This is a genomic window from Bacillus bingmayongensis (genome assembly GCF_000299035.1).
Classification (GTDB): Bacteria; Bacillota; Bacilli; order Bacillales; family Bacillaceae_G; genus Bacillus_A; species Bacillus_A bingmayongensis.
Genome location: NZ_JH921518.1, coordinates 1171017 through 1197016 on the forward strand (window position 1 = coordinate 1171017; position 26000 = coordinate 1197016).

General features: G+C 35.2%; 29 protein-coding genes and 1 pseudogene. 12 read left to right on the forward strand and 18 right to left on the reverse strand.

Annotation, left to right across the window (positions count from 1 at the left end):
- Positions 1-227: 227 nt before the first annotated feature.
- Entirely contained in the window at positions 228-938 is a 711-nt protein-coding gene (locus Y7E_RS0120495) for a TraX family protein (RefSeq protein ID WP_017153140.1), read from the forward strand.
- A 231-nt stretch (positions 939-1169) separates the two neighbouring features.
- Here Y7E_RS0120495 and Y7E_RS30140 read toward each other — a convergent pair whose 3' ends face one another.
- The 3 genes from Y7E_RS30140 to Y7E_RS0120510 form a co-directional block, all read right to left on the reverse strand.
- Entirely contained in the window at positions 1170-1673 is a 504-nt protein-coding gene (locus tag Y7E_RS30140) for a YdcF family protein (RefSeq protein ID WP_313771943.1), read from the reverse strand.
- Between the two features lie 363 nt (positions 1674-2036).
- Positions 2037-2492, reverse strand: coding sequence for an N-acetyltransferase (locus Y7E_RS0120505; RefSeq protein WP_017153142.1), 456 nt, complete (start codon positions 2490-2492; stop codon positions 2037-2039).
- A gap of 138 nt (positions 2493-2630) precedes the next feature.
- On the reverse strand, positions 2631-3125 hold the full coding sequence (locus Y7E_RS0120510) for an Lrp/AsnC family transcriptional regulator (protein ID WP_017153143.1): 495 nt from the start codon (positions 3123-3125) through the stop codon (positions 2631-2633).
- Between the two features lie 392 nt (positions 3126-3517).
- On the opposite strand from Y7E_RS0120510, the gene Y7E_RS0120515 reads away from it, so the two are divergent.
- Positions 3518-4429, forward strand: coding sequence for a DMT family transporter (locus tag Y7E_RS0120515; RefSeq protein ID WP_017153144.1), 912 nt, complete (start codon positions 3518-3520; stop codon positions 4427-4429).
- Between the two features lie 80 nt (positions 4430-4509).
- On the opposite strand, the gene Y7E_RS0120520 is transcribed toward Y7E_RS0120515, so the two are convergent.
- The 5 genes from Y7E_RS0120520 to Y7E_RS0120545 form a co-directional block, all read right to left on the reverse strand.
- Positions 4510-4992, reverse strand: a complete 483-nt coding sequence (locus Y7E_RS0120520) for a DUF6241 domain-containing protein (protein WP_017153145.1) — start codon at positions 4990-4992, stop codon at positions 4510-4512.
- An 89-nt stretch (positions 4993-5081) separates the two neighbouring features.
- Complete coding sequence (locus tag Y7E_RS0120525) at positions 5082-5486, reverse strand: nuclear transport factor 2 family protein (RefSeq protein ID WP_017153146.1); 405 nt, start codon at positions 5484-5486, stop codon at positions 5082-5084.
- The gene (locus Y7E_RS0120530; RefSeq protein ID WP_017153147.1) at positions 5486-6286 is read right to left on the reverse strand and encodes an MBL fold metallo-hydrolase; all 801 of its coding nucleotides are present in this window, start codon (positions 6284-6286) and stop codon (positions 5486-5488) included. The genes Y7E_RS0120525 and Y7E_RS0120530 overlap by 1 nt, the downstream gene beginning before the upstream one ends.
- 549 nt (positions 6287-6835) lie before the next feature.
- A complete protein-coding gene (locus Y7E_RS0120535; protein WP_017153148.1) occupies positions 6836-7240 on the reverse strand; it encodes a DoxX family protein in 405 nt (134 codons plus the stop codon).
- 270 nt (positions 7241-7510) lie between these two features.
- On the reverse strand, positions 7511-8638 hold the full coding sequence (locus Y7E_RS0120545; protein WP_017153150.1) for a cation:proton antiporter: 1128 nt from the start codon (positions 8636-8638) through the stop codon (positions 7511-7513).
- 396 nt (positions 8639-9034) lie between these two features.
- Between Y7E_RS0120545 and Y7E_RS0120550 the strand changes: the two genes are divergently transcribed.
- A complete protein-coding gene (locus tag Y7E_RS0120550; RefSeq protein ID WP_017153151.1) occupies positions 9035-10438 on the forward strand; it encodes a branched-chain amino acid transporter BcaP in 1404 nt (467 codons plus the stop codon).
- A gap of 31 nt (positions 10439-10469) precedes the next feature.
- On the opposite strand, the gene Y7E_RS32865 is transcribed toward Y7E_RS0120550, so the two are convergent.
- The 6 genes and pseudogenes from Y7E_RS32865 to Y7E_RS30145 form a co-directional block, all read right to left on the reverse strand.
- The gene (locus Y7E_RS32865) at positions 10470-10595 is read right to left on the reverse strand and encodes an RpiR family transcriptional regulator (protein WP_154652045.1); all 126 of its coding nucleotides are present in this window, start codon (positions 10593-10595) and stop codon (positions 10470-10472) included.
- A 54-nt stretch (positions 10596-10649) separates the two neighbouring features.
- On the reverse strand, positions 10650-10853 hold the full coding sequence (locus Y7E_RS0120555; protein ID WP_026049289.1) for a hypothetical protein: 204 nt from the start codon (positions 10851-10853) through the stop codon (positions 10650-10652).
- A gap of 82 nt (positions 10854-10935) precedes the next feature.
- Entirely contained in the window at positions 10936-13404 is a 2469-nt protein-coding gene (locus Y7E_RS0120560; protein WP_017153153.1) for a LamG-like jellyroll fold domain-containing protein, read from the reverse strand.
- A gap of 216 nt (positions 13405-13620) precedes the next feature.
- A complete protein-coding gene (locus tag Y7E_RS0120565) occupies positions 13621-14226 on the reverse strand; it encodes a DedA family protein (RefSeq protein WP_017153154.1) in 606 nt (201 codons plus the stop codon).
- Positions 14227-14236: 10 nt separating this feature from the next.
- A complete protein-coding gene (locus Y7E_RS0120570) occupies positions 14237-14518 on the reverse strand; it encodes a YkvA family protein (protein WP_017153155.1) in 282 nt (93 codons plus the stop codon).
- Between the two features lie 244 nt (positions 14519-14762).
- Positions 14763-15316 (reverse strand): annotated as a pseudogene (locus tag Y7E_RS30145) (spore coat protein).
- Positions 15317-15444: 128 nt separating this feature from the next.
- Between Y7E_RS30145 and ku the strand changes: the two are divergent.
- Positions 15445-16257, forward strand: coding sequence for a non-homologous end joining protein Ku (ku, locus tag Y7E_RS0120580; protein WP_017153157.1), 813 nt, complete (start codon positions 15445-15447; stop codon positions 16255-16257).
- A 20-nt stretch (positions 16258-16277) separates the two neighbouring features.
- On the opposite strand, the gene Y7E_RS0120585 is transcribed toward ku, so the two are convergent.
- A complete protein-coding gene (locus Y7E_RS0120585) occupies positions 16278-17057 on the reverse strand; it encodes a DUF2935 domain-containing protein (RefSeq protein ID WP_017153158.1) in 780 nt (259 codons plus the stop codon).
- A gap of 34 nt (positions 17058-17091) precedes the next feature.
- Positions 17092-17466 carry a VOC family protein gene (locus tag Y7E_RS0120590; RefSeq protein WP_017153159.1) on the reverse strand — a complete coding sequence of 125 codons (375 nt, stop codon included), beginning with the start codon at positions 17464-17466 and terminating at the stop codon, positions 17092-17094.
- 111 nt (positions 17467-17577) lie between these two features.
- Between Y7E_RS0120590 and Y7E_RS0120595 the strand changes: the two genes are divergently transcribed.
- The 4 genes from Y7E_RS0120595 to brnQ2 all read left to right on the forward strand — a co-directional run bounded on the left by Y7E_RS0120595 (position 17578) and on the right by brnQ2 (position 20266).
- Positions 17578-17793 carry a spore coat associated protein CotJA gene (locus Y7E_RS0120595; protein WP_017153160.1) on the forward strand — a complete coding sequence of 72 codons (216 nt, stop codon included), beginning with the start codon at positions 17578-17580 and terminating at the stop codon, positions 17791-17793.
- An 8-nt stretch (positions 17794-17801) separates the two neighbouring features.
- Positions 17802-18065 (forward strand): spore coat protein CotJB, encoded by a 264-nt coding sequence (locus tag Y7E_RS0120600; RefSeq protein WP_017153161.1) that lies wholly within the window; start codon positions 17802-17804, stop codon positions 18063-18065.
- Positions 18066-18077: 12 nt separating this feature from the next.
- Positions 18078-18647: a spore coat protein CotJC gene (cotJC, locus tag Y7E_RS0120605; protein WP_017153162.1), complete on the forward strand. Its 570-nt coding sequence runs from the start codon at positions 18078-18080 to the stop codon at positions 18645-18647.
- A gap of 299 nt (positions 18648-18946) precedes the next feature.
- Positions 18947-20266, forward strand: a complete 1320-nt coding sequence (brnQ2, locus tag Y7E_RS0120610; protein WP_017153163.1) for a branched-chain amino acid transport system II carrier protein BrnQ2 — start codon at positions 18947-18949, stop codon at positions 20264-20266.
- Positions 20267-20375: 109 nt separating this feature from the next.
- Here the strand turns inward: brnQ2 and Y7E_RS0120615 are convergent, their stop codons facing one another.
- A complete protein-coding gene (locus Y7E_RS0120615) occupies positions 20376-21110 on the reverse strand; it encodes a YwaF family protein (protein ID WP_017153164.1) in 735 nt (244 codons plus the stop codon).
- A 189-nt stretch (positions 21111-21299) separates the two neighbouring features.
- On the opposite strand from Y7E_RS0120615, the gene Y7E_RS0120620 reads away from it, so the two are divergent.
- The 3 genes from Y7E_RS0120620 to Y7E_RS0120630 are packed head-to-tail and all read left to right on the forward strand — an operon-like array spanning position 21300 to position 24258.
- Complete coding sequence (locus tag Y7E_RS0120620) at positions 21300-22403, forward strand: efflux RND transporter periplasmic adaptor subunit (RefSeq protein WP_017153165.1); 1104 nt, start codon at positions 21300-21302, stop codon at positions 22401-22403.
- Positions 22400-23074 (forward strand): ABC transporter ATP-binding protein, encoded by a 675-nt coding sequence (locus Y7E_RS0120625; RefSeq protein WP_017153166.1) that lies wholly within the window; start codon positions 22400-22402, stop codon positions 23072-23074. The genes Y7E_RS0120620 and Y7E_RS0120625 overlap by 4 nt, the downstream gene beginning before the upstream one ends.
- 26 nt (positions 23075-23100) lie before the next feature.
- Positions 23101-24258, forward strand: a complete 1158-nt coding sequence (locus Y7E_RS0120630) for an ABC transporter permease (protein WP_422666717.1) — start codon at positions 23101-23103, stop codon at positions 24256-24258.
- 66 nt (positions 24259-24324) lie between these two features.
- On the opposite strand, the gene Y7E_RS0120635 is transcribed toward Y7E_RS0120630, so the two are convergent.
- Positions 24325-25266 (reverse strand): helix-turn-helix transcriptional regulator, encoded by a 942-nt coding sequence (locus tag Y7E_RS0120635; protein WP_017153168.1) that lies wholly within the window; start codon positions 25264-25266, stop codon positions 24325-24327.
- A 116-nt stretch (positions 25267-25382) separates the two neighbouring features.
- On the opposite strand from Y7E_RS0120635, the gene Y7E_RS0120640 reads away from it, so the two are divergent.
- Complete coding sequence (locus tag Y7E_RS0120640; protein ID WP_017153169.1) at positions 25383-25907, forward strand: dihydrofolate reductase family protein; 525 nt, start codon at positions 25383-25385, stop codon at positions 25905-25907.
- Positions 25908-26000 lie beyond the last annotated feature (93 nt).

The window sequence follows — 26000 nt, forward strand, 5'->3', positions numbered from 1 at the left end:
TGCGTTTGATGTTTTAGATACTTCATCTAAAAATAATATAGCAAGTTTACCCAAAGTTTTACTTTTCGAGAGGTTCTATTCTTTATAAAAGAACCTCTTGGACAAATAATTGATACTTTTATTATAGAGGCTTTACGAAAGTATATTGTATATGTAAGAAAACAAAATAGTGTTTCTAGAAGATTAATAGTATCTGAGTAACATGTAAAGTGGAGGTTTTGTATTTTATGAGGTTAAATGCTTTTCAATTAAAGATTTTTGCAATGATCCTTATGGTCATTGATCACGTGTATACTTATATTCCAGGTATGCCAATGTGGATGCATCATCCAGGACGTATTGTAGCACCGATTTTCTTCTATTTTGTAGTAGAAGGATTCTTCTATACACGAAATCGTAAAAAGTATGCTACGCGTGTATTTATGTGGGCAGCGATTATGTTTGCAGGTTCAGCGCTTATTCAATATATCTTCCCAACAGAGGGTAGATTATCAAATAATATTTTCTTGTCGTTAGGGCTAGGCATTGTTTTATTAATAGCGATTGATTATACAAAGCGCACGAAGAACTATTTAGTAGGAATTCCAGCTGCTATTATTGCGGCATTGTTAGGAATGTTTACAGAAGCAAGCATTTTTGGGGTAGTAATGACTTTAATTTTCTACTTCTTTAAAGAGAAAAAATCTTGGTTAATTATCACATATACGTTATTTTCATTAATCGATGTTCCAACTTTAATTACGAGTGGAGAAATTTTCACGGATATGGGGCTATTCGGTTACAATAACCAATGGATGATGGTATTCGCTCTGCCTTTCCTTTTCCTCTATAACGGCGAACGTGGCTTAAATAATGCATTCACAAAATATATGTTTTATATTTTCTATCCGGTCCACTTATGGATTATCTATACAATTGGATATTTTGTGAGTAAATAAAGACAAAAGCTTTGCATAATATGCAAAGCTTTCCCTTTTATTCTAGTAATAATTAGAATAAATTATTAACCGCTTTTTTATAATAAAAGAATAGACAAAAAAGAGGTATAAGATGTTTGCTTAGCGTATATTTTATGGACAAAATTTCCCTTTAGCTTGATGGGGCAGGATCCAAATAAAAAGAGGATATTGCATACTACATAATTAGAGGTTAAAAATGTGGTGAGTAATTTAAGAAGAAATCATTATAAACAAAAGTAAGAATGAAACAAAAGTGATATGCCACCATTTGTACATAACTAGAATGCCGATATACTCTCGGAGGAAAGCACTAGGCAAATAATATTTTGCTGTGTTAGAACAAACCCCTTCACATTTTAAGCCAGCTAGTCTAGCATAAATACTTGCTCTGAATACATGATAATTATTTGTTACAAAAATACTTTTATGATCTGCTTTTATACTATCCATTATATTTTTAGAGAACATCATATTTTGTAATGTATTCCTAGACTCGTCCTCCATTAATACATCTTCTTCCTTCACACCTTTATTTACCAAATATTTTTTCATCGCCGAAGCTTCACTTACTAACTCATCAGGACCTTGCCCGCCTGAAACAATAATTTTAGGTTCTTTATTATACTTCATATATTCGCCCATACCTTTATCTAAACGAGAACCTAATAGCGGCGGAATTTTATCTCCTATTAATCCAGATCCTAAAACAATAATAAAGTCTGGTTTATATCATCAAGGTGTGTTTCATGTTCTATTTTGGGTTATAACACCAAGACCATCAAGTTATGATAAAGTGAAACTTTAATCAGTGGGGTTTTTCTTCATCCCCACTGATTATTAGCCCGCACCAATCGGGCTTTTACGGGCAGTTGATCCCCCACCTATCTTCCTCGTTTCCCTCTGAATCTTGAGGTGGGGGTCTTACTGCCCGTTAATGCGGGATAAATTTGTATTCATATAACAACAAAAACACTATTATTTTTGTAGAAATATGCAGAAAGGGTGGTGTTTTTTTACACTTAGGGGTAGTTAATATTCTTAAGTTGATGGGCATGGGAGATCCCCCTCTTTTATCATTCATACAACATACCGAATCATCGCTACCTCATCACAACAATCAAATTTTGGACAATGTCTACAATCAATCCATGCTTTCTCCGGTAATGATTCTTTATCAACAAAATCAAAACCACACTTCTGAAAAAACGTAGTTTGATACGTTAAGGAAATAACTCTTTTCACCTTTATTTTCGCAGCCTCATCCATTACATGATTTACTAACATACGCCCTAGTCCTTTCCCTGCATATGTATCTACTACAACCAATGACCGTATTTCAGCAAGGTCTTCCCCTAATACATGTAAACCAGCAACTCCTAAAATTTTCTCCCCTTCTTTTACGACATATAAGCACTGTAAATATTGATAGAGAGACAAAAGAGAGCGCGGTAAAACAACTCCCTCTTTTGAATATATTTCAATTAAGTTATAAATCTCTTTCACATCATTTGTAACCGCATTGGAAATTTCCATATTTTATCCCCTTACAATACATATAAATATTTATAACTACCAATGAATATTAATTCATAATTTTATATAATAATACAACCACCTTTCCTTCTCGTCAATCGTTATTCTGAATTTCACAAAAAAAACCAAGTACTCATTTCACTCAGTACTTAGTTTTGAATTCCGTATCGGTAATACTGTTGAGTATTTTATTTTACGCAGTGCTAAACTAGTCTGTATGCGCGTAATTCCCAGCTTATTCAGCTTTCTAATAAAACGCTCAAGTTCCTTTCGATCACGGTTTGCAACTTTTAATAAATAATCGTACTCCCCTGTTAAACAATGACATTCTAACACTTCAGGCATAGATTCTAATTCTCTTTCTAACACTTCAAGCTTTTCCGACTGATGAATATTCGTACTCATAAAAATAAAGCATAATAAATCAAATCCAAGCTTTTCTTGATTTAAAATAGCAACTTGCTTATCAATAAATCCTTCACCGTCCAGCCTTTTTATTCGAGCATGCATAGCAGCTGGCGACAAATTAACGCGACGTGCAAGTTCGGCATTACTTACTTGTGACTCTTTTTGTAAAATATCTAAAATTTGTACGTCCAAATCATCTAACACTTTAATAACAGATGACTCCATAAAAATCCCCCTTTTCTTTACCGACGATTCTTCGAAAAAACATATAATAAACTCAATTAATTCGAATAAAATTTTGTTATTATAATTATTTGCAGAATATTATTTTGAATTTTATTAATTATACAAAACAACGTATTAGATAAACAAGAAAAATGCTAAAATTATTTACAATTCACATGATATAAATCCTTTTTAGATTTTCACCATATACGTCACTGCTATGAAAAACAAAAAAAGACCTGCACTCGTTTTCTCTTTTTGTTTTTACTTGGCATGGAGCTAAAAGAGGCTCTGACCGCTTCTATGCATGGCCGGATTCTCTCTCCCACCTAAAAAGAAAGGGTTTTTGTCAGTTTTTTAATTTGTAATACTAATAAAAGGAGTTCCAAACTATGCCTTATTTTTATGTCTTTTTATTATTACTAACAAGCTTATTATGGGGAGGAAACTTTGTTGTCGGAAAATCACTTGTCGATCATGCTTCTCCGATGACACTCACAAGTTTAAGGTGGATCATTGCCGTTATTTGTCTACTGCCAATTGTTTGGTTTAAAGAAAAGAAACTTCTTCCGCCGCGTGCTGCCATTCTTCCCTTACTACTTATGGGAATCACTGGCGTTGTTCTCTTTAACATTTTTCAATTCTTAGCGTTAGAGCAAACATCAGCAACGAACGTTGGACTCATTTCCACATTAAATGCGATTTCAATTGCATTATTTTCGTCTTTATTCTTAAAAGAAAAAATAAATATGCTTCAAATTATTTCTATGATTCTCTCTTTTTTCGGTGTTATTCTCGTCCTTTCAAAAGGAAATATCGCACTTTTATTTTCATTACATTTTAATAGCGGAGATTTATGGATGATTGCTGCAGTCTGTATTTGGGGTATCTATTCAGTTTGTAGTAAATGGGCAACAAAAACAACTACACCGATGATGGTAACTTTATATTCTGGTATCTTTGGTGTCATTATATTACTCCCATTTAACATACCAACCTTTACTATCTCTCATATCAATGCTTCATTTGTCACTTCACTACTATATACAGGCTTAATTTCTACTGTAGTCTGTATGGTATTTTGGAATATTGGTGTTCAAAAACTAGGTGCCACTACATCAGGAATTTTTCTAAATTTCAACCCAATTTTCACTGCAATTTTAGCGTTTCTTTTCTTAGGAGAAGAGCTAACTTGGGTACAAATTTTTGGAACTATGATTGTTGTGACTGGCTGTTATTTATTTTCTCACTTCAAAACCATTGTCCATCAGCCAAGTAGTACTTTAATACGAAGGCATTCCTAACAAATAAGCACCATCATTATTTCTAATGATGGTGCTTTAATAAATACACCGATACTGTTTTCGCAACAATGACGATGGTTTTATTTACCTTTCATCTCTTTCACATACTTTTTTTCTTCTGCTGGCGATAAACGTTCTGTTGCCTTGCCAGTATCCCCACCTTGAATTTTCCACAAAAAGTTATGTTCCTCAACTGTTTGCGAAAAATCCCCTCTTTCCCAGCGTTCTAAAATGGAAAGTAATTTTGATTTATAATTAAAATTTTTGCTGCTCTCTACAGCTTTCTTTGCATTACGAATTTCCTTTTGTGTCATTTCAATAAATCCCCATTTCTCAGAGGATTTTACCTTTTGATGCACCATCTTATGCATAGTAGATATGATTTCATCTTCACTAACTTGTGGCGTTTCTTCCACTACCTTCTTTTCCTTTTGAGCAATTACTTTCTGCTTCTTTAAACGTTTATCCTCTGCTTCGACATACTCAAGAAATTTATAAGCGCCAAATATAACACCCATTACAATTACGATAGTCGTAATCGTCCCTATTATCCATTTTTTCATATTATGTATTTTGATATCTCCTCTAATTGTTACATAAACAAATGGAATCGCCTGCAAACAGTCGATTCCATTTGTTTGTCTATTCTACTTTAAGCCTTCATCGCTTCACGAACAATATGACTGTCTACATGTTGCTTAAACTTTACGATTTTTCTATTCTCAAGTTGCCATACGTGAACGAACTCTGCTTCAAATGCTTTTCCTGTTTCTTTATAAACTCCTGAATACACACCTTCAGCAATAATAACATCTTTTCCTTTTACTTCATGGTACGTATTTACACTCGCTTTATAATCATTCCATTCCGATCCTAAACGACTAAATACATTTTCCATTACTGCATCTACACCAATATACGTTCCGCCATACGGAAAACCAGCTGCCTCTGTCCATTCTACTTTTTCAGAAAGAGCTTCCGCTAAATGTTTTGCATTTGAAGAAGATGGTCCTTCATATGTGCTTCGAATAATTTCTAAGTTTGTTTTTTGTGCCATTATTCTTTTCCTCCAAACGCATTTGCTGCTAAAACCAGTCCGATTTCTAATGCTTTAACATGCGGGAATCGTTCCTTCATCGCAGTTTGAATTTCTTCACTTGAAGGATTTCCCGCAAGAACTTCATCGAATGCCACTAAATATTTACGAGTATGTTCAATTGCCTCTATTGTATTTGGTGTATCATAATCACGATGACCAGCTACAACAATTTCTGGATGTAGGTTTTCAATTTCTTGTAATGTTTCTAACCATTTATTACGAGCTTCTGCATCTGTTTCTAACGTCCAGGCGAATGCATTGTTATAAACAATATCTCCTGTAATAATAGCTTTTAATGATGGAATCCATACATAACTGTTATTAGGTGTGTCACCTTGTAAACCACCTTTAATGATTAATTCGTTCCCCTCTAAAATTAGCTTATCTTCCTTTAACTCCTCTGGAATAATCGGTTGATGGGGCACATTATGTCCAATAGATGGTTTCCATTGTTCCACTTTCTTTACAAATGTATTGCGAATATCTTCTACAGTGTTTCGTAATGCTACAATTTTTGCCTCCGGGAATGCTTCCTGTAATACATTCAATCCAAAATAATGGTCTGGATGAAAATGTGTAATATAAATATGAGTTAAGTTCTTTCCTGTTTCAATAATTTGAGCTGTTAAACGGTGTGCGTCACTTAATAAGAATTGTGCATCCACAAGGATTGCATCCTTCTCTCCATAAATAATTGTTGATGTAACTTGAAATGCTTGTTCAGATCCTGTAAAGACTTCTAAATGTAATTTTGACATGTGCTTTCCTCCGTTTATTTATATAGGTTTATACTTGTATTATCTTTTTATATTTCCTCACTTGTTGTGATTAATCCAGTTGTAACTTTTATAGTTACAACTGGATTAAAAAAATATACCTTCTTTATCAACCTTATACTTCATGCTTAATAATCTGTTGTAATCATTATAGTTACAACCGAATACTAAGTCAATACTTTTTAAAAAAATAAAGTGAAACTTTAATCAGTGGGGGGGTTTCTCCATCCCCCACTGATTATTAGCCCTCACCAATCGGGCTTTTACGGGCAGTTTATCTCCCACCTAACTTCTTTAGAAAAGCGGAAGCGGCTCGCTCAGAATCGCAGGACGTTGGAGCACCCGACAGAGAGGCGCTTTTTGCCTCGTCCGAGGGGGCGAAACGACCGGAGATTCTAGCCGCTAGAGCTGGACAATGCTTTCGCCGAATTTTGAGGTGGGAGCATTACTGCCCTAGAATAGCGGGATAAATAAAAAGCACCGTCTTTTTCGTAAATCTTCTTACGAAAAGAACAGTACTTTGTATAATCATTATTTTGTTTTCATTACTTTTTCCTTTAGGAAACGATCTACATACCCTTCTGCCTTTGTAACAAATAAATAAGCTCCCATTGCTAATAATGCTAGATCTAATTCATATCCAGGATTCTTTCCATCTCCTAATAAACCAGCTGCTCCATTTACCTTTACAATTGCACCAACTAAGATAAGAGCAAATAATAATCCTACATATCTAACACCTAAACCAATGATTAATAATAGACCACCAACTAATTCAAATGTTGCAACCCCATATGCAAGACCGCCTGGTAAGCCAATGCTTGTAAACCAACCTGCTACATTATCAATACCTGATTGAAACTTTGCTAAACCATGTGCAAAGAACGTAACTCCTAACACGATACGAATAATTAAATTACCAATATATTGATTCATTCTGAACTCTCCTTTTGTTTTGTTATATAAAACTTTTTTTCACAAGACAAAACAATACATTGTTTCTTTTTATTCGTCAATTCTTTTTTTAGAGAAACAGAAAAAAACATTACCTATTTCATAGGCAATGTTTTTTGAACTACCTCCACCTTCACTTCGTTTAGAGGAGGGGGTCTTTTCGGTTAAAATGATAAAAATTACCAAAAATAGACCAGTGAACATTTCGCTCTTCTTAAGGTTCTACTATTCAGCAGGTATAACTCTTTATCTTTATACGAAATACTTCTTCAATAATGGCGGGGTAATAATCGTTGTAAGGATAACAACAATTACAATTGCTGTGAAATTTTCTTTCGCCAATAAATTCGCTGTGAGTCCATTTGCTGCAATAATAAGTGCTACTTCTCCACGCGATACCATCCCAGCCCCAATACTAATGGAGGATTTCAAATTAAATCCTGTTAACCTTGCGCCTAATCCAGATCCCACTAATTTCGTAAGAATTGCAATGATCGTCATTATAATGATAAACCAAATTTGGTTACCAATACCTTGAAATGTAATCTCCATCCCGATACTAACAAAAAAGATTGGTACAAAAATCGCATAGGCAATCGGCTCTATTTTATGTTCTACTTCGTGTTTATATGTTGTTTGTGAAATCGCAATCCCTGCAGCAAATGCACCAATGATACCAGCAATCCCCATTTGTTCACTATAGTAAGCAAATGAAAAACAAATAATAAGTGCTGCACTAATTAACGCCTCTGACACACGGAGCGGCACCAACATTTTCATAATCCACGGAACAACTTTCCAGCCAATGAAAACAATGCTTACGAAAAAGATGATTTTCTTAGCGATGACAAGTGTAATGCTCACGTCTTGTGTGCCTAAAAAACTCATTACAAAGGCTAATAAAATAACAACGATAACATCATCGAATACAGCAGCTCCTAGAATCGTTGTACTTTCTCTTGTGTTCATTTTCCCCAAGTCTCGCAATGTTTGAACAGATATACTTACAGAAGTCGCACAAAGTAATAATCCTAGGAAAATGGCATGTGATTGTAACATCCCAAATGCGAGTCCAGCCAAATACCCACCGAGAAAAGGAAAAATGATACCTCCCATCGCTACCGCGAATGAAGATTTTAAATTACGGTTTAATTCTTCTAAATCAGTCTCTAACCCTGCCATAAACATAAGTAATAAAACACCAATCTCACTCAGTTCATCAATGAGTTCAGAGCTATTAATAATTCCAAAGACAGCAGGTCCAATAATAATTCCAACAATTAATTTACCTAATACCGATGGCTGACCGAGCCTTACACTAATATCGCCAGCTAATTTCGTACAAAGTAAAATAACGACAAGTTCAAAATAAAACAACATAGTATCTTCTCCTACTTTATAAAATACATCTATTTCTGATGGTAGTTTTTCCTTACATTTAAGATTTTATTTGTTATATTTTTTATTTGACAAAATATTCTGAATTATATTAAAATGACTACAGCAATTCTATATTTTTTATAAAGTGAAACTTTAATCAGTGGGGGTTTTCTCCATCCCTCACTGATTATTAGCCTTCACCAATCGGGCTTTTACGGGCAGTTTATCTCCCGCCTAACTTCTTTGCTTTCGCAGAATTTTGAGGTGAGAGTATTACTGTCCGTTAAAGCGGGATAAAAGCACACAACTGTACCTCTATTCACTTATAGACTATTTTTCAGTGGGCTCATATTATATTCGCAGTTGTGAAGATCGAAGAATGAGAGGAGAGTCCAAGTGAAATCATTATTACGAAAGAAACCACTTACGACTGAATCACCACGGCAATTACAAAGAACATTAACCGCATTAGATTTAACTTTTTTAGGGATCGGCGCTGTAATTGGGACAGGCATTTTCGTCTTAACAGGTATTGTTGCGGCCAAACATTCTGGTCCGGGTATTATGTTATCTTTTCTTATTGCTGCGTTTACTTGTGCATGCGTTGCCTTTTGTTACGCAGAATTTGCTTCTTCTATACCTATGTCAGGAAGCGTTTACACCTATGCATATATGACAGTTGGAGAAGTCGTTGCCTTTATCGTTGGCTGGTGCTTAATGCTAGAATACTTACTAGCTGTTGCAGCAGTAGCCGTAGGGTGGTCCGGGTATTTACAATCCTTACTTTCCGGGTTTAATATTCATCTGCCCGCCATTATTGCCTCGGCCCCCGGAGTGGGAAAAGGCGGAATAATTGATTTACCAGCTGTATGTATTTTACTTTTAATTACACTGCTTCTTAGTTTCGGTGTACGCGAAAGTGCTCGCATTAATAACATTATGGTATTAATTAAATTGGCAGTAATTATTGCCTTTATCGTAGCGGGTGCAAAGTATGTTAAGCCTGAAAACTGGACACCATTTTTACCATTTGGATATGATGGAATCATTACAGGTGCAGCAACTGTATTCTTTGCTTTCTTAGGATTTGATGCTATCGCAACAGCCGCGGAGGAAACGAAGAAACCACAGCGCGATTTACCGATTGGAATCATCGGCTCCCTTCTCATTTGTACGGCACTCTATATGATTGTATCCTTTGTGTTAACAGGAATGGTACCTTACACACAACTAGATGTTTCTGACCCAGTTGCTTTTGCGCTTCATTTCGTTGGTGAAGATACAATTGCTGGCTTATTAGCCGTCGGAGCAATGACAGGAATGACGACTGTTCTTTTAGTTGTTATGTATGGACAAGTTCGCGTTTCTTATGCAATGAGCCGTGACGGTCTACTTCCAAAAGCGTTATCTCGAGTCAATCAAAGGGTAAAAATCCCTTTATTTAACACATGGATTACTGGAATCGCAGCAGCTTTATTAGCAGGATTACTAGATTTACATCTACTTGCAAATTTAGTGAATATCGGTACATTAACAGCCTTTGTATTTGTTTGCTGCGCTGTACTCATCTTACGAAAAACACATCCAAATTTAAAAAGAGGCTTCCGTGCCCCTTTTGTTCCTATACTACCAATCGTTGCAATTTGTTGCTGCCTATATTTAATGATGAACCTTTCTGCAACAACGTGGAAAAGTTTTGCCGTTTGGCTTGTCATTGGACTATGTGTATATTTCTTCTACTCTAGACGCAACAGCAACTTACTGACTGAAAAGAATAATAATGAACAAAAAGAAGCATAAAAAAAACAGCTCGTCATATTGGCGAGCTGTTTTACGTTCGAGTTTGTTTGTCCATTAAGGTTTGTAGAATGAAAAATATGCCGATGCAAGCTGTAAACCAATCACAGTCTCCTATTGGTGACGAATCATTTACAATATCAATCGTAATTACAATCATTATGACCACCAATTGATACACAGGCTTCCATGTTCACATATCCATTCTCCTTTATCATTTTGTTTCTTTCTTTTTCTTTTTCCATGCAGCCACGCTATCAAAGAAAAAGTTAATAAACAGCGTTCCTAGTCCTGCTAATAAAAAAGTCATTAAAAACAGAATCCATATGCTTTTGTCTTTCAAAAAATAATATCCAACAAGGAGCACAACTGCAATCCATACATATTCAAGAATTCTTTTTAGCTTTTTCTCTTCCAAATTATTCGCTCCCTTATCCTGTCTTTCTACTTTTAGTATAACAAAAAAGAAGCTTGCCATGACAAGCTTCTTTTTTGTTTATTTATTTATTTACGCTCTTTTCTACAAGTTGCACTGCATATTCCAATGTACGCTGCATTGTTTCTACATATTGATCTTTCACTGCTTGATCTTTCATTACAGATTCTGCTACTGTGATTTTTTTCTCCAGCGCTTTTACTGGTCCTTCTGGATATTGCCCTGGCTCTTGCCCAACTTGTACTTGCTCTAATAATGCTTTTGCTACATCTATAACCTTTTGTAGTTTTTCTTTCGGTGTTTCTTGATCCGTTACCTTTGATAGTAAAAATGCTTCATGTGCTGTTTTTAAACCATGATAAGCCCCAACTGCTTGCTCACCTGTCGTCGCCATATTTTCAAATGCTGCTTTTGCCTCATTATAACTTGTTTGTAATTCTATAAAAGCAGCTTGTGAGTATTGACCTGGTTTGTCACCAAACTCATAAGAACTCGCTAATGTTTCTTTTGCTTTGCCCATCTCTTCATATAAAACATTTAGCTCTTCTAATTTCGTACGATTTGTAAATTCATTATATGCCGCTAATACTTCAGATGAAGTTAACGCTTTACTATACAATTTCGCAAGCACAACTTGTCCATTCAATGGAATACCGCCATTACCATTGCTTGTTGGGTCGGCACCAATCGCAAACGATACATTTGGATGATACACTTTACCTGTTGCTGGCTGACTATTTACTTTTTTACCATCTACATAAATCGCTACTTCGTTTCCGTTATAAATTCCTGTTAGATGATATGTTTTATTTGCTTCTAATTGTGTACCTACACGTTTATAGCTACCACCAATATGAGCCCATAATTCTACATATCCATTTCCAGTAGATTCAAATCCAATTCCACCACTCTCTGTATTTTGTAAAATACCTTGACCACGAATTTCATTCATCGAAAACACAGTTTCTAAAGTAAATGTGTTTGCTACCTTCGTTTTTTGCTCTGCTGAAAATGGAATATAACCAAATGTATTTGCTGCACCATTTAATTTCATCACATGTTTTTTCAATGCTTTATCATATTCAATCGGTACATTTCCTTTCACATTCCCATTTGCTTCAAATGGTGAATGATCCTTAAATGTACCATCTAAAAAGTTTACATCAAATACGTCCGCTTTTGGAACTTTCACATTTGGATCAATAACTTCTTTTTTCGTTGTTACTTCAGCTTGTAATGGTTGTTCACTTTCGCTACCAAATGAGTCGATAGCTACTGCTTCTAGCGTATATGTTTTTCCACTATCTAGTCCCGCCAATGTAAACGTAAGTTCTTTCGGCACCGGATCACGATAAAACTCGGAGAAGGCTAATAGCTTATTTTTGATTTCTCCTGTTTCTTTATCTCTTGCTTGTAAACGATAAGAATGAACAAGTAGGTTGTCCACTGCTTGTGGAAATGTCGCTGTTACTGAACTTTCCGTCACATTTGATACTGTTAATTTTGCACTTTGGTCAAAGGACGGTTTTTCTTTATCACGATTCTCTACATGCTCAAAAGATTCTTTTTTTGCTGGCAACTGCACTTTCCACGGTTCACCTGTCCAAGAATTTGTGTGGAAATCACGGCGATTAATCGTTACTTCTTTATCATCGACTTCTACTAGTAAACCTTGGCTTAATTCTCTTGCACCTGGCGGAATATTCCCTTGCACTTTCCCGCCCTCTACTTCCATGTAACTTACAGAAGATGTGCCAACAGATGTAAAGTCTTTTTGATGAATCGATCTTGGATCATCTAATGGGTAATGAGAATGACCAGAGAAAGTAATGGCTTGTGGGTAATCTTTCAATATTTCATTAATTTTTGCACTATCCTTCGTTCCCCACTCATGACTTCCATACACAGTTTCTTTAATATGCTGGTGCAAGAACACGAAAATTGGCTTTTCTGGATCATCAGCTTTTGCTTTTGCAATTTCTTCCTTCAACCAATTAATTTGTTTATCAGAATAATATCCATGTGTCGTTCCATCTTCTGGTGACATAACAAGGAAGTGATATCCTTTCACTACTTTATGATAATAAACAGATTCCATACCAGTCTTTTCTAAGAAGCGTTTTTGTGCATCCTCTACCGATAAACCATTCCAGTAATCATGGTTTCCAAGTGAATTCATTCTCACTGCATCTTTATTGGCATACTGATTATAAACTTGCATAAAACGATCATATTGCTGCGTAGAACCTGAATCTGTAAAATCACCAACGATAACAAATGCGTCTTGTTTTGGCGCAAGTGTATTAAACTGTTCAATCGCTCTTTTCCAGCGAAACGTATCATCTGTTCCGCTATTTTTAATATGTATGTCACTTACAACCGGAAAGACAAGTTTTTTCTCCTCCGGTTTTTTCTCTTGTTTCTTCTCTTCTGTTTGTGCAGAAGTATTCCATGGAAACGATACAAACGCTAAAATGAAAACTGCTAATAATCCTATAAGACCTTTTACCTTCTGAAACACGTTCCTGCTCACGTAAATCCCCCTTGTATGTTTAATGCTGTACAAGGAACATTGTAACTAACACATATTAACCACGTTTAAATGAACGATAAAAAATATTAAAGCTTTGTAAACGTACAGTCAGTTTCATGTAAAGTTCCACAACATCTTTATAACTTATCTCAATATCTTTCGTAATTCCTGTTCACATTGCTTTTCCAACGTAAAAAACACCTCTATAGGTGTTTTTTACATTGACTCCACTTTATTTTTCTTTTTCACAAACTTGAAAATGAACATTCCTATCACAATTAAACAAACAACTCCTAGTATCGGTAAGGTATATTGTTCAACAATTGCACCTGCCTTTTTCCAATGAGGACCTAATTTCAATCCTATATATACATATAACGTCGTAAGAGGCAACATCGCCACAAATGTGTATATGCTAAACTGCCAAATATTCATTTTTGCGATTCCACATGGAATGGAAATAAGCGTACGAACCCCTGGAATAAATCGGCCAAGAAACGCCACAGCTGGTCCATATTTTTCAAAGAAATGATCTGATTTTTTAATTTGCTCTTCCTTTATAAAAAAGTATTTTCCATATTTCATTAATAACGGACGACCACCATAATAACCGAGTGCATATAAGGTTAATGGCCCCGTCGTCCCTCCAATTGTTCCAGCTAATACCGCAAGCCAAAAGTTCATATCTCCCTCATATACCCAATACCCAACAAGGGGTAAAACGATTTCTGCTGGAATAAACTCGAATGTTAATGCTAGAATTACACCAAAATAAGAAAACTGCTTTAAATAGTCAATTACATCTAAAATAAACTGCTCCATTTATTAACTCCTATCCTTTATTTAAATTATATTTTTCTTGTAAGTGCTTCGGCGCCATTTTCACAATTCGCTGCAAAATAAATAAGACAACAGCAATATCATCTAATCCCCCAAAGAATAGCAAAAAATCAGGGATAATATCAAATGGAAATACGACATACCCGATTAAAAATACAATGGATAGTATTTTCTTTTGCATAGCGACTTCTTTTGATGTAAAAAAGTCATATAGAAATGGACCAAATCGACGAAAATGAAGCATAAATCGAAATCTGTTTATAAACTTTTTCACTTTTCACCTCTCCTTTTCTGCAGACAAAAAGGACCTTTACCAAATATAGTAAAGGTCCTAAAAAAGACAATAAGGGGCCTTTACCATTGCCGGTAAAGGTCTCACTAACAACAAAAATGTTGCCAATAAAGCCGAGGGTTTCTCCCCGTAATGACGACTTTATTGTGACAAGTTACTCCCCTTTATATACGCAATCTTATAAAATCACCTTAAAATATTTGATAGAACTTGTCAATCTTTTTGGTTATCCTTCATTAATAGGCTGATACATACTTGCTATAGCTTGCATTTCAGAACTCGGTGCTGGGGATAACTGATAATATCCTTTTTTCACCATATACTGCCAAATATCATAAGCGTGGTGACCGCTATTTAAAAACGTATTTTCTAAAAGCATCCTTAACTCTGGATTTGCAATCTCTAATAAAGAACCTGCACAATTAAATGCAGAAGATTTTTGATTTAGTAAATACCCAAGTGCAATGGATCGATCATTAGGGGGCTTTGCAGCTACGCTTGGCGTAACTGGCAAGTACTCTTGTGAAGGAGCCTTTGTATACGAAGGTAACACTGGATTTAATTTAGATGGCTGAAACTTTGAAATATTAGGAGGAGATTCCTTTTGTACAAACTCCACCTTCAAGTTATAAGCTTGTACATGAAAAGACAGATGCTTCTGTAACATTTGTTTCAATTCAGGATCCTGTGCTTGCTGTATATATGTAGACATCGTATTAATCGTGTTGTAACACCCAGCAGTTCACTTAAATCACGTAATTCATGTGTGGCTAACTGCATGTATGAATCCTCCCAATGTCTGTTTAGCTTCTCCTAAAACATAAAAAATAAAAGGATGTATACAAGTTTGGTTAATACCTCATAATATACCTATTCATCTTCTTTTCATATAAAGGGGGACTATTCGTATGCATACAGTATGGAAGGGCACTCTTTCACTTGGACTATTAAACGTCGGAATTAAGCTATATAGCGCCGTAGAGGAAAAGGATATTAAATTTCTAAGTCTTCATAGGGAATGTCTAACACCGATTAAATATAAAAGAGTTGCTCCTGATTGCACGGATCACGAAGTAAATAATGAAGAGGTTGTAAAGGCTTATGAATATGCACCACATAAATATATTTTGATCGAGGATAAAGAATTAGCTGAATTACAAAAAGCATATGAACCACGGGTAATTCGCATTTTTTCCTTTGTTCAAAGTGATGAGATAGATTCCATTCTTTTCGAACGCTCCTATTTTATAGGCCCTACTCCCGGCAACGAAAAGACGTATTTATTATTAAAAGAATCACTAGAACGAACAAATAAACTTGGACTTATTCATATTTCTATCCGTAAAAAACAACATTTAGCCATTATCCGCAATTTTCAAGATGGGCTTATTTTACAAACGATCCATTATCCAAATGAAATTCGCAATATAAAACATACTCCTAATCTTCCAAGTAATGAAGATCATCCTATACAAAAACAAGAATTAACAACTGCGATGAATTTAATTCATCATCTTACACACCCATTCAAACCTGAAGAGTATACGGATGAATATAGAGAAGCTCTTAGTAATCTCATCGAAGAAAAAATTGAACAACAAGAAAAAAATGAACTTATATCTCCTACTACCAACATCATCAACATTATGGAAACATTAAATGCTAGTATTGAACAAATAAAGCAGCAAAAAGAAGACATGAACAAACAAAAAGCCACATAATCGTGACTTTTCAGCTACTCTCAGAGCGGATTACACTTTGGCATCTCTAAGCCAGAAGCTTGAGCTAACTTCAATAAGTAATAACACTCTTCCCTTGCCATATGATCTGCTATTCTTCCAGATACTAAACTTAATATTTGATCTGATAACTCTAATTCCTCTAATTCGTTAAGGAAACGTGAAAATAGTGTCAGTTCTAATGAAACATCTTTTGTAAACTTTTTTAGAGCTGGAAAAGAGTGTAGTTCCGTCCGTAAGTAACCCGTCATTTCCACAGCTTTTAAGTAAAATTGTTCAAAATGCTTTTCATATTCCTCACTTTTCTCTTTAAGTCGTTTTTCGACAAGATCTAGCCCACCTGAAATGGCACCTGCATGACCCGCTGCATCCGTTAGCCAAGCTAGATGATAATGTAACTCGTGGAAAATAGGCGGCACCTCTCCTTTTATTAAATACTCTAATACTGTTATGTACTCTTCCACTTCGTTCACCATATGATTAAGAAAAGTTGGTGTAAAATGAATCGCAATTTTTCCTTCCAATTGCTTTTGTATAATACTTAACTTAAATGTTCTAATTTCCTCTGCTGCTGTATGTGCATCTTTCGCAAATGCAAGCAAATTTACTGTATGAATATTACTGAGAAATCTATCAAATGTTTGGACCAAATACATCGCTTTTTGAATATCTTCTCTTTCATTTGGAGCTAAAGCATCTAAAATAAACTGGGCATGATCCCCAAGGATCTTCAACCAAAATTTATGCTCAAACAAGGCACTTTCTTCATACGTACTATTCATACTATCGCTCCCTCTTATAGTGAGTCTTTCATACTTATACAGTCCTCGACTCAATTAGAATTTTATACTGGTCAGGATCATGCACAGCAATCCCCCGTTTCTCCGTTTTACAGCTCTCTAATTCTTCAAATGACACGCAATAGAATTCTAATTTTTTTCGTACTTTTTCTATGTCGCATAGGGGCAAACTAAATTTTATAGAAGAAGGCATTTCCCTACTAAAATTCTCGCCCTTTTTCTTATTTAAAATGAAGCAAATTCTTGTTGAATCAATATCATACCAAACACCAGGTACATGTAATTGTGGCCTGTGTCTACTCGGTTGAAGCCCCAAAATCCCTTCATAAAAGTATAATGTTTCCTTTAAATTTCTTACTTCTAATACAATGCAATTTGTAATCGTCTCCACTTACATTTCCCCCTTGACCCTACTAGTTTTTCTATATGAGTCATAAATGACAATTATGTCTGAATACAATACATAGTGATGAATGTTTCACTTGTAAAGGAGGTTTATGTTATGGACAAATTTATGAAATCTTACACACCTTACCGTGGTCCAAACGATCCTTGTCCGCCGATTGGAAAGAGATATTATTCAACTCCTCCACATTTATATATGGGATTCCAACCACCAAACTTGCCTCAATTCCCACCTAACGAAGCGTTAAGGAAGGGCACTTTATGGCCTGCTTTCTATGATTTTTATGAAAATCCCTATAAGAAAGGAAGGTGAGGGAATCCGTGGCTCAAACATTGCCAGATGAATATTATAAGTGGCTGGAAGAACTGCAAGAACTCGATTTTGTATTAGTCGAACTCACTCTTTATTTAGATACCCATCCAGACGATATCGCAGCTATTAATCAATTTAATGATTTTTCCTATAAAAGAAGATTGCAAAAACAAAAAATTGAGGAAAAGTATGGTCCGCTTCAACAATTTGGAAATAGCTATTCTAATGCGCCGTGGGAATGGAGCAAAGGCCCTTGGCCATGGCAAATATAAAGGAGATAAAATATGTGGATATATGAAAAAAAATTGCAGTATCCTGTTAAAGTAAGTACTTGTAATCCGGCCCTTGCAAAATTATTAATTGAGCAGTATGGTGGTGCGGACGGCGAATTAGCTGCTGCACTCCGCTATTTAAATCAACGCTACACCATTCCTGATAAAGTAGTCGGTTTATTAACAGATATCGGTACAGAAGAATTTGCACATCTTGAAATGATTGCCACAATGGTGTACAAATTAACAAAAGATGCAACACCTGAGCAAATGAAAGCAGCTGGCCTAGATGCTCATTACGCCAATCACGATAGTGCACTATTTTATCACAATGCAGGCGGCGTTCCATTTACAGCCACATACATACAAGCAAAAGGAGATCCAATTGCAGACTTATATGAAGACATTGCTGCGGAAGAGAAAGCAAGAGCAACTTATCAGTGGCTAATCGATCTATCAGACGATCCAGATATAAATGATAGTTTACGCTTTTTACGCGAGCGTGAAATCGTTCATTCCCAGCGTTTCCGCGAAGCTGTTGAAATTTTAAAAGAAGAACGCGATAGGAAAATATATTTTTAACTATTTCACAAGCACATATCGAAACGGTATGTGCTTGTTTTTTGCTATTAAAGACTCTCTCTTTCCTCTACTCCCCATAACACACTTCTTTCAAACTGCTTTTCTCCTTCCTTAACTCCTTTTATAACCCAAATTTTTCATGAAATACAAAAGTATAATTATTCAACTTAACGCATTATTTTTAAAATTATTTAAAATTTCCTGTTGCTTTCTAGTCATCAGACGATTAAAATTAAAACAGTTACTCGACAAATTATTTGAATTTTCGACAAAAAGATATCTAGGAGGATTTTCTATATATGCGTACAACTTTAAAGCCATCGCAAATTCTCTCGATTAGCTTATTGCTATTTGCAGTTTTTTTCGGCGCTGGTAATATGATTTTTCCACCACTTCTCGGACTTTCTTCAGGAGAAAACATGTGGGTTTCCATTTCAGGGTTTATCATTACAGATGTAGGTTTATCATTATTAGCAATCGTTGCTGTCGCCCTTGCAGGTGGTAGTTTTAAAAACTTAGCGAGCCGTGTTCATCCAAAATTCGCAGCAGTACTAGCTATCATTATCTACCTTTCAATCGGCCCACTATTTGTTATTCCACGAACTGGATCGGTTTCTTATGAAATTGGAATCGCACCGCTTTTTCAAGATCAATGGTATTCCATGTTACTATTTAGCTTTATTTTCTTTACGGTTGTTTACTTCTTATCATTAAACCCATCCAAATTAGTTGATCATATTGGAAAAATATTAACACCAATCTTACTTGGAATTATTGCGATTATGGCAACAAAAGCAATTCTTTCTCCAACAGGTTCATTTGCGAATCCTGTCGGCGACTATAAAGAAATTCCATTTTTCAAAGGGTTTTTAGAAGGATTTTTAACATTAGATGCTATTGGCGCTCTTGTTTTGTCGACAATTGTCGTAAATGCTATTCGTCAAAACGGTGTAAAGGAAAAAGCTTCTATTGCAAAATACACGATTATTTGCGGGAGCATTGCTGCTTTCTTTTTAACAGTTGTTTATTTCTTACTTGGATATATCGGAGCATCAAATGGAAACCTAGGACAATTTGAAAACGGCGGGCAGCTATTAGCAACTGTTATGTATCAATTATTTGGGAGAAGCGGTAATATTTTGCTAAGCATCGCAATTATATTTGCTTGCTTGACTACAGCTATTGGCGTAGTTAGTGCATTTGCCAACTATTTCACAAATATATTAACAAATGTCTCGTATAAAAAACTTGTATTATATGTTTGTATCTTTAGCTTCATCATCTCAAACCTAGGATTAAGCTTATTAATTAAAATTACATTACCTGTGTTAATTATTCTTTATCCAATTACAATCATTTTAATCTTCGTATCATTCATTGATAAATATACGAAGCGTAAACCATCTGTATATATCGGTGCTATGATTGCTGCATTCATTATTAGCTGCATTCACGCGCTTGATAATGTCGGAATGATGCCAGCTGCTATCACATCTATTGTAAGCACAATTCCCTTTTACAAATTAGGGATTGGTTGGATTGTCCCAGCAATTATTGGAGGTATTGTAGGATACTTTATCCCGCAAACACAAACAGAAGGTGAAGTTTCTACGAAATAAAAGAAGAAGCAAGCATTCTTAAAAAATGCTTGCTTCTTTTCATTTTCTATCACTACATACAATTTTTATATAAGAACGAACTGTTAACATATAAAAAAGAATCACTAGATTATGATTCTAGTAATTCTTTTTGCATATGTTTTTCACTTCTAGCAAATGGCACATACAATAGTAAACAGCCTATAAACACAGCGATTTCTAACGAAATAATATAGTATGGATGCGGACCTAACATATCAAGTAATGAAGCAGTTTCTGGTTTATGTGCCAAAAACATATAATTGCCGCCGGTTTTATAATTCACAAATGAAATGATTGGAATCAACAGGTTTAAAAAAATCATTGTACGCTTAATCGATTGAAATGTCGGTCTATACCCTTCTACCCAAGTCATAAAGAGCGGTGCCCAAATAAGCAATACGTGTGCGATGAAATATTCTATGAAGCGAAAATGTGGAAAAGCATACTGTAAATTAGGTGTTAAAATTGCTTGTGATGCTCCGATAATTCCAGTAAAAAAGACGATCTCATAGATTTTATAACTTTTTGTTATAACCATAATCGTTACTAGCACGAGACTAATCGTACATAACTCAAATGGCAGCGATGTACTTAATTGAAAAATCCCAGCTTTCATTTGCCACACATCAAGTCCAATTTCACTTCCGATAAATAAAAAGACCATCGTATATCGAATAATCATATTCCATTGTTGTTGTCGAAGTAGGTCTTGAAAATGATAAAGAAAATAAGCTCCTATGCCGATAAGAAGAAGTATAATGACATGTTGTTTTGAGTACGGAACAAATTTCTCCACAGGAAATGCTCCAAAATATGTTTCCATATTCCTCACTCCTTTCCTTCATACAATATTATTGTAAGAAAGAAAAGACGCGTCAAACAATCTGCTTGTCTCCCAATATGTAAACCTTACAAAACTGTAATGTTATTGTAAGCTAAAACGATTTGTCACATTTCCCTACTCTACTATACTGAAAGCAGATACAAAAACGAGCGAAAAGGTGATAAATAAATGAAAAAGAAAAATAAAGTGATAATTACAAGTTTGATAACAATTGGGATTGCAGCAGGATCATATTTTACTTTTGCTGGTGGCGGTTCTGACGTAGTTATAGCATACAGCAGTTATAAAGTCACAGAGAAGCAGATTGAAAATGCACAAAAATTTGGCGGCGAAGTCATTCCAAACGGAATTGAAACAATTGCATTTGATCCATCAAAAGGTACGTATGAACTGTCCGTTAAAAAAGGCGATGAAGTAAAAAAAGGACAGCTACTTTTTAAATACAATGATCCTTCTATGAAGTTAGGTGTAACAGAAGCAGAAATGCAAAAAAAACTTGCTAATAAAGAAGTAGAATTATTAAATAAACAACTAAATGCAGCAAAACAAAAATTACAAAAAGATAAAAATGCCGGTTCACCTGGGGAGATGTTAAAAGCATCTGAAACTGAAATCGCGCAACTCGAATCACAGCTTGAAATGAAAAAATTTGAAGTTGAAAAAGCCACTCAAATGATTCAAACAAGCAACGAAAAACTAAATACTCTTTCTGTAACAAGCCCAGTTGATGGCGTAATTGAAGATATTACAAAAAATGCGGATGAAAAAACAGGTATGAGCGGTATTACACTTCGCACTGCTGGTCCTCTAAAAGTAAAAGGGCAATTATCAGAATATGAACTAGCACATGTAAAAGTTGGGCAAGAAGTAACTGTTACATCAAAAACTGTACCAGGAAAAACATGGACTGGAAAAGTCACAGAAATCGGTACAACCCCAGTAAAGAGCATGGATGAAAATAAGACAGTTTCTAACTATCAATTTATCGTTACATTAGATAATAATGAAGAATTACAAACTGGCTTCCATGTATACGTAACAAGCAAGTCTGGTGAAGCAACTGGTACAGTTGTTCCAAAAAGCAGCATTGTGAAAAAAGGCGATAACAATGTTGTATTCATCGTGAAAGACGGTAAAGCAAAAGAACAAGCAGTTACTGTTGAATTTGAAACAGATAGCGAGGCAAAAGTTTCTGGCGTGAAAAAAGGTGACCAAATCATCTCTAAACCAGAAAAAGACTTAAAGGATGGTATGGAGGTTAACGCCCAATGATTGATTTAAGAGGCATCACGAAATCCTTTCAAAACGGTGAAGAAACAGTTCAAATATTGCATGGTATTGATGTAACGCTTAATCAAGGCGAATTCACTTCTATCATGGGACCATCTGGTTCTGGCAAATCAACATTAATGAATATCATTGGTTGCTTAGATAAACCGACAAGCGGGACTTATTCGTTAGCTGGGCAAAATATTTCAAATATGTCTGAAACGGAGCTAGCTCATATTCGTAATAAAGAAATCGGATTTGTATTCCAAAACTTTATGCTACTCCCTCGTCTCAATGCAATGCAAAATGTAGAATTACCTCTTATTTATGCTGGTGTAGATAAAAAAGAACGACGTGAGCGTGCATTAGCTGCACTAACAAAAGTAGGTCTAGCAGATCGCGCAACACATTTACCAAACGAATTATCTGGCGGGCAAAAACAGCGTGTTGCTGTCGCCCGTGCGATTGTAAACAATCCGAAATTCATTTTGGCCGATGAGCCAACCGGTGCACTCGATACGAAAACAAGTAAACAAATTATGGACCTCTTTTACGAATTAAACAAACAAGGCTCAACAATCATTATGATCACCCATGACAGAGAAATTGGGGAAGCGGCAGCACGTCAAATTGTAATTCGTGACGGAAATATCGTCCAGGATTGGAGAGGTTAATTTTGAACACAAGTGAAAATATACGCATGGCCCTTTCCTCTATCTTCGCTCATAAAATGCGTTCTGTGTTAACGATGCTGGGAATTATTATTGGGGTTAGTGCCATTATTACAATCATCTCGATCGGGGATGGAACAAACGCCAAGTTCCGTGAACAGATTGGGAAAGAAAAGAAAGATCAATTTTCAGTAAGCTATACGACAGAAGATTATTCTGATATGGATGGCAAAATATCCGCAAGCATGTATGAAAGTGTCTCAAAAATTTCTGGTGTTCAAGATGTTTATCCAGATGTTAGAGGCAAAGAAAAAGCGTATGCAGGTAAAAAAGAATTAGATCTTGATATAACTGGTGTAAAAGGCGATTACTTTGAAGATACATCTCACTTCAAACTTGAGCACGGCAGGTTGTTCACTGCCGCTGATTTAGATAAACCTGAACATACAATCGTGTTACACAAAGATGCATTTGATAAATTATTCTCTTCATGGGAACCAAACTTATATATTGATATAAAGGGGACTCCCTATAAAGTAGTCGGTGTATACTCTACAGAAGCAATGATGGGTGGCATGGAATCTAAAGAAGGTGCTATCTCTGCAGAAAACTGGCCTGTGCTATTTGGTAAAAACAACTATGATGGTTTAACAGTAAAACTCGCTCCAGGTCAAGATAAGGACGCAGTACAAGATGCAGTTGTAAAATCATTAAATGATGCTAAAAAACCAGAGCATACAGGAAAATTCAAAGTACCAGATCCACAAGAAATGTTAAAAGAAGTCGATAGCTTCACAGGTATTCTAAAAAGTGTATTTGGTGGTATCGCCGCTATTTCACTACTTGTTGGTGGAATTGGTGTTATGAATATCATGCTTGTATCAGTAACAGAACGTACACGTGAAATTGGTATCCGTAAAGCACTTGGTGCAACACGCGGGAAAGTATTAATGCAGTTTCTAATTGAATCTTGTATCTTAACAGCATTAGGCGGATTCATTGGATTTATGCTAGGTATCTTCTTCGCTTGGATCGTCGCAATATTTGCGGGATGGCCGCTTGTTGTTTCAGTGAAACTTGGACTTATTTCAGTAGGACTCTCTATGCTAATCGGTATTCTATTCGGGTTACTACCAGCTAATAAAGCTGCGAAACTTGATCCGATTGAATGTTTACGATATGAATAAACAAAGAAGCTACCTTTTGGTAGCTTTTTTGTTTCATATGTATTCTTTCTTAAGTGAATCGTAATTTTAATTCAAATCTTGGTACATCGTTAAAATCTCGTCAGCTTGTATACGCAAATTATCTATTAATTCCTTTGGTTCTAAAACTCGCGCATGCATTCCAAGTCTGTAAAATAGTGGCGTTATAAAACCAAGTTCACCTTTATCAATGATTGTATCAATATATTCAGTTCCATCTTCTTGCTCTACTACAAAGCCCTCAAAAGTAGGAACACTTTTACATTGACGTACGCCTTCCATTGTTAATTGCACATGCAATCGAATTGGTTTTTTCACTTCATGAGAGGTCAACCATTCCTCCAAATTCATGAATTCACCTTCAGCTTTTTCGGTTGATAAGATTGAAAGAATGCGATCTACACGATGCAGTAATACTTTTTGCTTACGATAATCATAAGCAGGTAAATACCATAATCCATCATGGGCATATACACCGATAGGATGAATATGTTTTGTTTTCATACCTGATTTAGATTCATATTGAATGTTTAAATTTCGACCATCAATAGAAGCCTCTAAAACATCTTTTAAAAATGGTGCATCAATCGTTCTTTTCGGATTCCAAAAGGCAATATAAGAACGCATTTTATCCACCTTTATTTTAGCATCACTCGGAAGTGTACTATATAATTTATGTGTAACTGAGTTAATCTCAGTATCAAAAGGCAAACTACGATAATAATTTAGAGATTGAAAAGCAAAGAAGATTGAAACAGCTTCTTCTTCTGTAAATAAAATAGGCGGAAGAAGTCTATTTGTTAATACTGTATATCCCCCGTTCCGTCCTTGTTCAGCATAAATTGGTAATCCCATATCACATAGGTCTAATATGTATCTATGAACAGTGCGAATAGAGATTTGAAATTCATCCGCTATTTCTTGTGCTGTAAACTTTCTCTTCGCATTCACAAACAGAAGAATATCTAACAACCGCTTTGCTTTTGACATTTCTCTCACCTTTTCTTTTATCATGCCATTACTTGTCATGTTTTATCGTTATTATAGTGTGTACCTAATGATTTTATCAATAAGGGATATTCTATAAGAGAAAAGGAGATAAAAATATGGCACGTGAAGTTATTTTATATATTGGAACTAGTTTAGATGGATTTATTGCGAAAGAAGATGATGACTTACAATGGTTATATGACACAGAGGGTGAAGGTGACAATGGATATACAGAAATGTATCAATCTATTGATACAACGATTATGGGGAAAAAGACTTATGATTACGTAATGAAACACACAGAAACATTTCCGTATCCTGATAAAAAATGCTACGTCTTTACCACTTCTAAAAAAGGTTCAAGTGAGTATGTGAATTTTGTGAATGAAGATGTAGTAACGTTTACAAAAAAGTTAAAAGAACAAAAAGGCTCTAAAATATGGATGGTTGGTGGAGCAGGTATACTCGATGCATTTATAAAGGAAGATTTAATTGATGAATATATTATCACGGTTTCACCTCATATATTAGGTTCTGGTATTCCTTTATTTAAAGAAAAGAATCCACAAATAGATTTAATTTTAATTGATACAAAACGTTTTGGACAATTTGTACAACTACATTATAAGGTGAAGAGATAACTTTAACTATTTTTGGTGTTGAGACAGAACACGCCCTTCATTTAATAGACATGTTCTGTCTTTCCTTGTTCTTTCTTACTGTATTTATAAAAT

Excerpts from the sequence above, each read along its gene's own strand:
- Y7E_RS0120495 (WP_017153140.1), top strand. The coding sequence starts at position 228 with ATGAGGTTAAATGCTTTTCAATTAAAGATTTTTGCAATGATCCTTATG.
- Y7E_RS0120505 (WP_017153142.1), bottom strand. The coding sequence starts at position 2,492 with ATGGAAATTTCCAATGCGGTTACAAATGATGTGAAAGAGATTTATAAC.
- Y7E_RS0120510 (WP_017153143.1), bottom strand. The coding sequence starts at position 3,125 with ATGGAGTCATCTGTTATTAAAGTGTTAGATGATTTGGACGTACAAATT.
- Y7E_RS0120515 (WP_017153144.1), top strand. The coding sequence starts at position 3,518 with ATGCCTTATTTTTATGTCTTTTTATTATTACTAACAAGCTTATTATGG.
- Y7E_RS0120520 (WP_017153145.1), bottom strand. The coding sequence starts at position 4,992 with ATGAAAAAATGGATAATAGGGACGATTACGACTATCGTAATTGTAATG.
- Y7E_RS0120525 (WP_017153146.1), bottom strand. The coding sequence starts at position 5,486 with ATGGCACAAAAAACAAACTTAGAAATTATTCGAAGCACATATGAAGGA.
- Y7E_RS0120530 (WP_017153147.1), bottom strand. The coding sequence starts at position 6,286 with ATGTCAAAATTACATTTAGAAGTCTTTACAGGATCTGAACAAGCATTT.
- Y7E_RS0120535 (WP_017153148.1), bottom strand. The coding sequence starts at position 7,240 with ATGAATCAATATATTGGTAATTTAATTATTCGTATCGTGTTAGGAGTT.
- Y7E_RS0120545 (WP_017153150.1), bottom strand. The coding sequence starts at position 8,638 with ATGTTGTTTTATTTTGAACTTGTCGTTATTTTACTTTGTACGAAATTA.
- Y7E_RS32865 (WP_154652045.1), bottom strand. The coding sequence starts at position 10,595 with ATGATTGTAATTACGATTGATATTGTAAATGATTCGTCACCAATAGGA.
- Y7E_RS0120565 (WP_017153154.1), bottom strand. The coding sequence starts at position 14,226 with ATGGAGCAGTTTATTTTAGATGTAATTGACTATTTAAAGCAGTTTTCT.
- ku (WP_017153157.1), top strand. The coding sequence starts at position 15,445 with ATGCATACAGTATGGAAGGGCACTCTTTCACTTGGACTATTAAACGTC.
- Y7E_RS0120585 (WP_017153158.1), bottom strand. The coding sequence starts at position 17,057 with ATGAATAGTACGTATGAAGAAAGTGCCTTGTTTGAGCATAAATTTTGG.
- Y7E_RS0120595 (WP_017153160.1), top strand. The coding sequence starts at position 17,578 with ATGGACAAATTTATGAAATCTTACACACCTTACCGTGGTCCAAACGAT.
- cotJC (WP_017153162.1), top strand. The coding sequence starts at position 18,078 with ATGTGGATATATGAAAAAAAATTGCAGTATCCTGTTAAAGTAAGTACT.
- brnQ2 (WP_017153163.1), top strand. The coding sequence starts at position 18,947 with ATGCGTACAACTTTAAAGCCATCGCAAATTCTCTCGATTAGCTTATTG.
- Y7E_RS0120615 (WP_017153164.1), bottom strand. The coding sequence starts at position 21,110 with ATGGAAACATATTTTGGAGCATTTCCTGTGGAGAAATTTGTTCCGTAC.
- Y7E_RS0120620 (WP_017153165.1), top strand. The coding sequence starts at position 21,300 with ATGAAAAAGAAAAATAAAGTGATAATTACAAGTTTGATAACAATTGGG.
- Y7E_RS0120625 (WP_017153166.1), top strand. The coding sequence starts at position 22,400 with ATGATTGATTTAAGAGGCATCACGAAATCCTTTCAAAACGGTGAAGAA.
- Y7E_RS0120630 (WP_422666717.1), top strand. The coding sequence starts at position 23,101 with ATGGCCCTTTCCTCTATCTTCGCTCATAAAATGCGTTCTGTGTTAACG.
- Y7E_RS0120635 (WP_017153168.1), bottom strand. The coding sequence starts at position 25,266 with ATGTCAAAAGCAAAGCGGTTGTTAGATATTCTTCTGTTTGTGAATGCG.
- Y7E_RS0120640 (WP_017153169.1), top strand. The coding sequence starts at position 25,383 with ATGGCACGTGAAGTTATTTTATATATTGGAACTAGTTTAGATGGATTT.